Origin of the sequence: Lampropedia puyangensis (genome assembly GCF_004833285.1) — a bacterium.
GTDB classification, from domain to species: Bacteria; Pseudomonadota; Gammaproteobacteria; order Burkholderiales; family Burkholderiaceae_C; genus Lampropedia; species Lampropedia puyangensis.
This window is the reverse complement of the sequence record NZ_STFG01000040.1, coordinates 1-8,403: the sequence shown is the minus strand read 5'-3', so window position 1 is coordinate 8,403 and position 8,403 is coordinate 1. Positions and strand designations below refer to the sequence as shown.

General features: G+C 58.8%; 9 protein-coding genes. 5 read left to right on the top strand and 4 right to left on the bottom strand.

The window, feature by feature from the left end; translation table 11 throughout:
• The first annotated feature begins 132 nt into the window (after window positions 1–132).
• Complete coding sequence (gene hchA, locus E9531_RS17055) at window positions 133–981, top strand: glyoxalase III HchA (protein WP_136574975.1); 849 nt, start codon at window positions 133–135, stop codon at window positions 979–981.
• Entirely contained in the window at window positions 981–1,691 is a 711-nt protein-coding gene (locus tag E9531_RS17050) for a PA1136 family autoinducer-binding transcriptional regulator (RefSeq protein ID WP_136574974.1), read from the top strand. The genes hchA and E9531_RS17050 overlap by 1 nt, the downstream gene beginning before the upstream one ends.
• A 135-nt stretch (window positions 1,692–1,826) precedes the next feature.
• On the opposite strand, the gene E9531_RS17045 is transcribed toward E9531_RS17050, so the two are convergent.
• The 3 genes from E9531_RS17045 to E9531_RS17035 form a co-directional block, all read right to left on the bottom strand.
• Window positions 1,827–2,387, bottom strand: a complete 561-nt coding sequence (locus tag E9531_RS17045; RefSeq protein ID WP_136574973.1) for a flavin reductase family protein — start codon at window positions 2,385–2,387, stop codon at window positions 1,827–1,829.
• A 68-nt stretch (window positions 2,388–2,455) separates the two neighbouring features.
• Window positions 2,456–3,313, bottom strand: coding sequence for an SDR family oxidoreductase (locus E9531_RS17040; protein ID WP_136574972.1), 858 nt, complete (start codon window positions 3,311–3,313; stop codon window positions 2,456–2,458).
• A gap of 85 nt (window positions 3,314–3,398) precedes the next feature.
• The gene (locus E9531_RS17035) at window positions 3,399–4,142 is read right to left on the bottom strand and encodes an SDR family oxidoreductase (protein ID WP_136574971.1); all 744 of its coding nucleotides are present in this window, start codon (window positions 4,140–4,142) and stop codon (window positions 3,399–3,401) included.
• A 236-nt stretch (window positions 4,143–4,378) separates the two neighbouring features.
• On the opposite strand from E9531_RS17035, the gene E9531_RS17030 reads away from it, so the two are divergent.
• The gene (locus E9531_RS17030) at window positions 4,379–5,287 is read left to right on the top strand and encodes an AraC family transcriptional regulator (protein WP_136574970.1); all 909 of its coding nucleotides are present in this window, start codon (window positions 4,379–4,381) and stop codon (window positions 5,285–5,287) included.
• A 73-nt stretch (window positions 5,288–5,360) separates the two neighbouring features.
• Complete coding sequence (locus E9531_RS17025; RefSeq protein WP_136574969.1) at window positions 5,361–5,771, top strand: barstar family protein; 411 nt, start codon at window positions 5,361–5,363, stop codon at window positions 5,769–5,771.
• A gap of 52 nt (window positions 5,772–5,823) precedes the next feature.
• On the opposite strand, the gene E9531_RS17020 is transcribed toward E9531_RS17025, so the two are convergent.
• Entirely contained in the window at window positions 5,824–6,435 is a 612-nt protein-coding gene (locus E9531_RS17020) for a TetR/AcrR family transcriptional regulator (protein ID WP_170181428.1), read from the bottom strand.
• A gap of 117 nt (window positions 6,436–6,552) precedes the next feature.
• On the opposite strand from E9531_RS17020, the gene E9531_RS17015 reads away from it, so the two are divergent.
• A complete protein-coding gene (locus E9531_RS17015) occupies window positions 6,553–7,746 on the top strand; it encodes an MFS transporter (RefSeq protein WP_211343479.1) in 1,194 nt (397 codons plus the stop codon).
• The last annotated feature ends 657 nt before the right edge of the window (window positions 7,747–8,403 follow it).

The window sequence follows — 8,403 nt, the reverse complement described above, 5'->3', positions numbered from 1 at the left end:
GAGATTCAGCCTCCACGGATACCGGTGCGATTCACCTTTGCTGCGCGATCCATTGACGGAAATCCCTCATTGCGTTGCCGCGCTTGTTACGGCATTGTCGGGGCTTTGTACACATGACCGGTGAGGTTAACCATGACTGATCAATACACTTACGACAAGAAGCCACAACCTGACGTTGCGGAGAACAATGCGTTCTTCCCCTCGACTTATTCATTAAGTCAATTCACCTCGAAAAAATCCGATTTAAGTGATGTCGATTATGCGAATCGCTATACGGGCAGCAAAAAGATTCTGATGATCGGTGCAGATGAGCGCTACCTTCTGACTGACAACGGAACATTTTTTTCTACCGGAAACCATCCGGTGGAGACATTGCTGCCGATGTATCACTTAGATAAAGCCGGATTTGCTTTTGATGTGGCAACCATATCGGGAAATCCCGTTAAATTCGAATACTGGGCGATGCCGTCGGAGGATGAGGAAGTCAAAGGTTTTTTCGATAAATACCATCCGCAGTTCAAGCAACCGATGATGCTATCGAGAGTGATCGAACAAGGCCTCGACGACTATGCTGCCATCTTTATCCCTGGAGGTCATGGTGCGCTGATTGGGCTTCCCCACAACAAAGAGGTCGGTGCGGTGCTAAAGTGGGCTGCATCAAATGACAAGTTTGTGATTTCCCTGTGTCATGGACCGGCGGCTTTTCTTGCCGTCGGTGACAGTGACATCTATCGCGGCTACAAAATTTGTGCGTTTCCTGATGCGCTAGACGCCAAGACGCCAGAGATCGGTTACATGCCGGGTCACCTGACATGGAAATTCGGAGAAAAGTTGAAAGCACTCGGCTTCGAGATTATCAATGATGGCATTTCAGGGGCGGTTCACAAAGATCGCAAACTGATTACGGGAGACAGTCCCCTGGCAGGTAATGCACTTGGCAAGCTTGCAGCGGACTCATTGCTTAAGGAAGCGAAAGCCTGATGAGGAATGCGGAGGTAGCGGAAGCTGCGTTTCGATGCGCCCTTGCGATTGAGGGCGCAAAAAGCCTGGTTTTGATCCAAGACGAGGTTCGCTCGTATGGAATCCACTTTGGCTACGACCGCTTTGTTCTGTTTTCTGCGTCAACTGCGAGAGATGAACTGGTTGAGCGCGTCTATTGGGTTGAAGGCGATTGGTTCAGCAACGGAGGCGCAATCGATGCCGAGACTTACATACGTCACTGTCCTGTCATGCGCCACATTCTCGAGACCAGTGAATCCTTTTTCTGGACAAAAACGATTGGAACTGAAGGTGGACGGTACCGGGTCGTTCGTGCACCTGTAGGCCTGGGCGTCCACGGGCTTCAGGTTCCCGTGTACGGCTTATCAGGATTGGAAGGTGCGATGAGCGTCGGGGGCGAGCGGATCAATGCCTCAGCACAAGTCAGAATGGCTTTCCGTCTTATCGCACACGCAGCTTTTATGACTGCTCGTAAACTGCTAGAAAGTCCTGCCGAAGACAGTATTGGAGGCCTCTCTGAGCGAGAGCGCGAGGTACTCGCTTGGACAGCCGCAGGTCGTCGACAGATCGAAATTGCCGCAACACTCGGTCTCTCCGAACGCACGATCGAGAATCATCTACGTCGTATTCGCAAGCGCCTAGGAGTGGTAACGACTGCCCAAGCGATTCGCAGGGGTGAAATTGTCTCGTAAATCCTGGTGGTAGGGACTGATCAGGTGGACCTCCTCTGTAATCAGGCGGTTCCAAGTGGCACTGGGTACTTGGCAGAGCCGATGCGGGGCCGACATGTGTTGGGGGATGTGCTCTTGCGCCTCGCCTGTCACCGATCATCGATCCATCAAATATCGCCACTTCACCATGCGCTCGGCCAGGTCTAGCGTGTCGCCATCGACACTGAAGCGGCCATCTCCTTGGTGGTGGATCAACCGCGTTTCCTCGCGTGCAGTATCAATACAGACACGTTGGACCTCCAGCACCCACAGGTTGTAGCGGCGTGCCCAGCCATCGTCGGTGACGCGACATTCCAGGTTCGCCCAGCATTCGCGCACCAGCGGTGCATCCACCGTTTGCGCCGGCGCGGGCGTCAGGCCGAAATGTGCGAATTTGTTGAGCGCATCGCCCGAGCAGTTGCCGATATCCACCACCGTCTCGGCCAAATCCACCGTGGGCACGGCCAGCACGCATTCGCCGGTTTCCGACAGCGCTTGATGGCTGTGATCCCACGGCCCGATGACCGCGCCGACCAAGGGTGGATCGTGCTGCATCATCATGTGGAAGCCCATCGTCATCAGGTTGGCGCGGCCATCGCTGGCGCGGGTCGAGACCAGCACAATGGGACCGGATTCGAGGACGCGATAGGCTTTCTCGGCGGGCAATTCATGGAGCATGGCGTGATCTCCTCATAGGCCAAATCGGGGCACGCAGCACCGGGCCGCGTGCCCGCCATCTTGCGAGATTACTCGGTGAAATCCGTGGCATCGGATGCACCGCGCCAGGCCTGAAGGTCCTGCTGCACCGCCTGCATTTTCTGCTCGGCCAGGGTGTTGGCGATCTTGCCCGCAAACAGGTGCACCGGGGGTTCGGACACTGCGGCAGCGTGCAGGATCAGCGCGGCCACCTTCTCGGGATCGCCCGCCTGCTTGCCGTCCAGGCCGTTCAAGTGCAGATCCAGCGAGGCCTGGGCCTCGGTGTAGTCGGCGATCGAACGCCCTGCAACCACCAGCGTGTCCTTGGACAGGAAACCCGTGCGCACCGGGCCGGGATAGACCACGGTCGCCTTAATGTTCAGCTCGGCCAGTTCGGCGGCCAAGGTCTCGGTCAGGCCCGCCAGCGCGAACTTGCTGGCCACGTAGCTGCCCCAGCCTGCATACCCGCCCTGGAATCCGACGATGGAGGCCACGTTGAACACATGCCCGCTGCGCTGGGCCCGCAAGTGGGGCAGCGCGTGGCGCAGAACATGCAACGGCGCGAACACGTTTACGTCGAACTGACGGCGCAGTTCAGCGTCGCTCAAGGCCTCGACACTGCCCTGCTGGCCGTAGCCGGCGTTGTTGACCACGCAGTCGATGCGGCCGAAGGTGGCGACAGTCTTGTCGATGGCAGCTTGCACGCTGGCCTCATTGACCAGATCCACCTCCAGAGCAAGCAGCCGATCGCTGCTGTCCCCAAACGCCTGATTCAGGCTGGCCAGCGTGCGCGAAGTGGCAGCCACGGCATCGCCCCGGGCCAATGCCTGCCGCGCCAGTGACAGGCCAATGCCACGCGCGGCGCCCGTGATGAACCAGACTTTGGAAGGATGTGTTTGTTGTCGCATGGATGAAAACTCCTGAGTTGTTGAAAAGTGTGTGAGCGGTCTAGCCCCGATACGGGAAACTTCGCTGGCCGTGAGCACCGTTCGCTTAATACGGACTGGCCGTAGGACGCACGATGAGTTCGCTCACGTCCACGCCGTCGGGCTGTGCGATGGCATAGGCGATTGTCTGTGCCACGGCCTGGGGCGGCAAGGCGATGCGACGGAAAGCAACCATGGCCTCACGCGCGGCTGGATCGGTGATGTGATCAGCCAGTTCGGACTCGACCACGCCGGGGCTGACCAGCGTCACCCGGATGGCATCGGTTTCCTGGCGCAACCCATCGGAGATGGCGCGCACCGCGAACTTGCTGGCGCAATAGATCGCAGACGAAGGCCACACCTGATGCGCGCCGACCGAGGCGATGTTGACAATGTGCCCGTTGCCTTGCGCCTGCATGATCGGCAGAACGGCGGCAATGCCGTGCAGCACGCCGCGCACGTTGACGTCCAGCGTGCGGTTCCACTCTTCGATTTTCAGCGCGGCCAGTGGCGACAGCGGCATGACACCGGCGTTGTTGATGAGTACATCGACGCGGCCATGCGCGGCGTGAGCTTGGGCGACGATGGTTTGCAGGTCTTCCTGGCGCGTGACGTCCAGCGCCATCGTCTCGACATGACCGCCCTCGGCGCGCAGTTCGTCCTGCAGGGCGGTGAGCCGGTCCAGGCGCCGTGCGCCGATGTAGAGGTGGTGGCCTTGCCGTGCCAAATGGCGGGCCGTGGCCTCGCCGATGCCGCTGCTGGCGCCGGTGAGCACGATGACCTTGGCGGTGCCCTGTGTTGTGGATTGCATGATTTCTCCTTGTGCTTTCTTGGCTGGCGCAGGGGCAAGCCAAGGCGTTGCAAACAAGGCGAAATCGTAGGGAGGACGGCCTGGATGGACTAGGTCGATACCTCTTGCATCATTGCCTAATCCTATTTATAAGCAACCATGAGATGGCCAGATGATGCAAAAATATAGCCATTTCATCATTCCATGACGGTAACGCAATGCCCTATGCACAACCCGACTTGTCACGGCAGGCGGAGATGGCCGAATTGATCTTGCAACTGGCCCCGCAAGAAGGTCATACCCGCTCGCTGCTCGATGGTGTGCGACTGATGCGTGCCGATGGCCCGCTGGGGCGCACGCCCGTGCTGTACGAGCCGAGCATCGTCATCGTTTGCCAGGGCCACAAGCGCGGTTACCTCGCCAATCGGGTCTATCACTACGACCCTCAGCACTATCTGGTGCTGTCGGTGCCACTGCCGTTCTCCACCGAAACCGATGCCAGTCCGCAGGAGCCTCTGCTGGCGGTGTCCGTGCGTCTGGACATGACGGCCGTAGCCGATCTGGTCATCGAGGTCGATCAACAGGCCAGCGCCGCGTCCACGGCGCCCGCCGGTATCGTCTCGACGCCTTTGGACGCCACGCTGGCCGACACCACCGTGCGTCTGCTGAGAGCCTTACGCTCGCCGCTGGAAGCGCGTGTGCTGGGGCCAGCCATCGTTCGCGAACTGTGCTTCCGTGTTCTGCTTGGGGAACAAGGCGGCGCCATCCGCGCGGCCCTGGCCAGCCACGGCAACTTCGGCCGCATCGCGCGCGTGCTGCGGCGCATCCACACCGACTACGCACAACTGCTGGACGTGGCCGCGCTGGCGCGCGAGGCGGGCCTGAGCGTGCCGGCCTTTCATGCGCATTTCAAGACCGTGACTGACACCTCTCCCATTCAGTACATCAAGTCGGTGCGGCTGCACCAGGCACGGCTGATGATGATCCGCGACCATGTCACGGCCGCCGGCGCTGCGGTGCGCGTCGGCTACGAAAGCCCCTCGCAGTTCAACCGCGAGTTCAAGCGGCTCTTCGGCCGCAGCCCCGGCGAGGAAGCGCGTGAAATGCGTTCGGCCTTTGCACTGATGGAGCCGGCGCAGCTTGCGGAGGCTGCAGCGATGCATTGAGGCGCTCAGGGTAATCCACCAACCTGTCGCCACTTTGACCAACAAGGTGGCTTCACTTTATAGCTACTGAGTTATGAATCAAACGAACTCTCCCGAACGCACACTGTCGATCGACGGCGCCCGCATAGATGGCATCGCGGATTTCTACGCTGAGATCAATCGCGTCTTCATGGCGCAGGAAGACTGGGAACTGGGCGTCAGCCTCGATGCGTTGGACGACATGCTCTACGGAGGGTATGGCGCAGCGCAAGGCAATGCTCCGGTAAAGCTACGCTGGCTGAATGCCGAGCACAGCCGCACACAGCTCGGACACGCCGCAACGCGCGCCCACTACCTCGACAAGATGGCCCGCCCCGATACCTTCAACCACCAGCACTGGCTGGGTGCGCTGCATGCGTTGGAGGCTGGCAAAGGCCCGACGTACTTTGAGCAAATTTGTCAGGTCATCGCCGGCCATCCCCGCTTCACGCTGGAGCTGGCTTGAGCAGTTGCCACACAAATCGTCAGCAATCGCTGCGTCGTCTCATGGCTGCCTGTCACGCTGTTTTTCGTACCGCTTGCGCAAGACATTCATCCAGCAGGCCCGTGGCGTAAGCGATATCCGGTGACTTGGGCGTAAACAGAATGCGATAGATCACCGGCGCTACCACTTGATCGAGCAGTCTCTGCGAGTCGGGGGGTGAAGCGCCTTGCTCCACACCTCTGGCGATGATGCTGTTCAGGGTGCTGAGGATGCATTCCGTACATTGTCCCGCCCGCTCGGTATTGCCCAGCGCCAACGCTTCACGCAGCAAGTCGCGGCCTGGCCCTGAACCCATCTCGTCGACAAACTGCTCCAACCATGTCGACAGATCCTGGCGCCAGTTGCCACTGTCAGGCGGTAGCGCATCGGCCTGGAACTGGCGCACCGCCACATCGGCTAACAGCGGTGCCACACCGCCCCAACGGCGGTAGATGGTCGAAGGCGTCACGTTCGCCCGTGCAGCAATCATCGGCACGGTGATTTCGGCTGTTGGTCTTTCCTTCTTGAGCGACTCCACTGCCTCCAGCACGACCCCTTGAATGCGTGCAGCCCGGCCACCGGGACGAGTGCCTGCCGGTTGGGTCGCATCCGTCTGATTCTTCAAGGAAAGCCCTGCATCTTTCATGGTGTGTCCCGATAGCTGTCGCTTCAACGCCAACCAACACTAAAGCAAAAAATTAGCTTTAGTGGTAGAGTGATGTCTCAAAAGCAATATTTTAGCTTTTATCGAATGCGACATGTTATGACTACTCATCAGCACACGCGACCAGCCAGCGGAGGCACAACTGCCTCGTTGGCGCTGCACGGTCTGACCATCATCCTCTTCTTTGCGGCGTCGAGCATGACGACCCCGCTTTTTCCGCTGTATCAGGCCAGTTGGGGAGTCTCGGCCTTCCTGATCAGTGTGATCTTCGCAGCCTATGTCGGCGCATTGCTGGTCTCGCTGCTTTTTTTGGGCGCACTGTCCAACCATTTGGGCAGGCGCGCGGTCATCGTGGCAGCACTCGTTGTTCAGTGCGTAGCGATGGTCATGTTCCTGGTTGCGGACAGCGGCCACTGGCTGGTTGCTGCGCGGCTGGTGCAAGGTTTCGCCACCGGAATCGCGACCACTGCCGTGGCCGCGGCGCTGTTGGATGTGGATCAAAAGACCGGCGCACTGATCAATAGCTTGGCGCCTATGGTCGGCATGGCCATGGGCGCACTCGGGGCTGGCGCATTAGTCCAGTTCGCACCGTTGCCTCTGCGCCTCGTGTACGCCGTTGCTTTGGGCATCAGCCTGATTCAGCTCGTGCGGACATTGGCTTCCGCAGAAACGTTCCCGGATCGGCTCAGCTATGGCTTGTCGCTGCGGCCAAGGGTCGAGATTCCGCGTGGTTTGCGCTCGACTTTCGTGCGCATTCTTCCGCTGAATGTGGCGGTTTGGGGTTTGGGCGCGCTGTTCCTCTCGCTGTTGCCAGGACTCTTCCACGAAATGACGTCCACCCCGTCCATGGCATGGCTGAGTGGCGCTGCCGTCGGGGTCATGACACTAGCGGGAGCAGCGGCGGTACTGCTGTTGCGCAACCGTTCTGCGGCGAACGCACGTCGTTGGGCCGGGCTGACGATCATCTCTGGCACGGCCTTGGTTCTGGCTGGCACGGTGCTGCACAGCCCAATTCTGATCCTGCTGGGATCGCTGCCGACGGGCATCGGCTTCGGTGGCGGATTCCTGGGTGTGCTGCGTAGCCTGGTGACAAAGGTGCGGGCGGAGGAACGCGCCGGACTGGTTTCGGCCTTCTACATCGCCAGCTACCTGCCCAACGCGCTTTTGGCAATGGCTGCAGGTTACGCTGCCCAGCACCTGGGATTTCTCCCGGCCGCGCAGTTTTTCGCGATCTTCATCATCGCGATGGCGGCATGGTCGCTGAGCATCAAGCTGGGCGACAGCAATCGTTGACGCGCGTTTGCTGATGACGATTTATGCGCCGGCATCACAGTTTGATGTCAGAGTTTTTGTTTTGCTCATTTTTGACCCCTAACCCCTAGCAATGAACGTCTCTAGCTGCAGTTCTCTAGTCTTGCTTATCATGAGGTTCCTTGGTTGAAGAGCCGTGACTGATTGGGGCGCTGCACCAGATCGCGGTTGACGATGATGCTTACCACTAAATTAGGATGGATGACCAGAGTGGGGGTTTAGGGGGCGCGAGTCATTTTCTGGCAGACTTAGTTCGCTGTGTTCTGCAAAATGTTCTGTGGTCATAGCAGATCTAGCTGTTGCAGCACCCTACGATGCGTGAGCGTTGTGGGATCAGAAAAATTGCGGGTTACTGTGTGGAGATCGGCATGATCACCGTAGTGATCACGTCGCTCTGCAATCCCACTTAATTTTTCTACCAAAGCACCTGCGACTGTTGTTCCGGTTCATGACCTAGTTGGCATCTTTGTCGAATTTTCCGGAGGAACCGGTCGTACACTCAAGCCTTATCGCTTGATAGCTGGCATGGCTATTTTGGGCAACTAATGCTTTTTAAATCGCAATAATTCGACCAGTGCATCATCAAATCTCTGCGCCGTTCAATCATATCTGAACGTTGGTAAGCCCGAACTGTTTCAT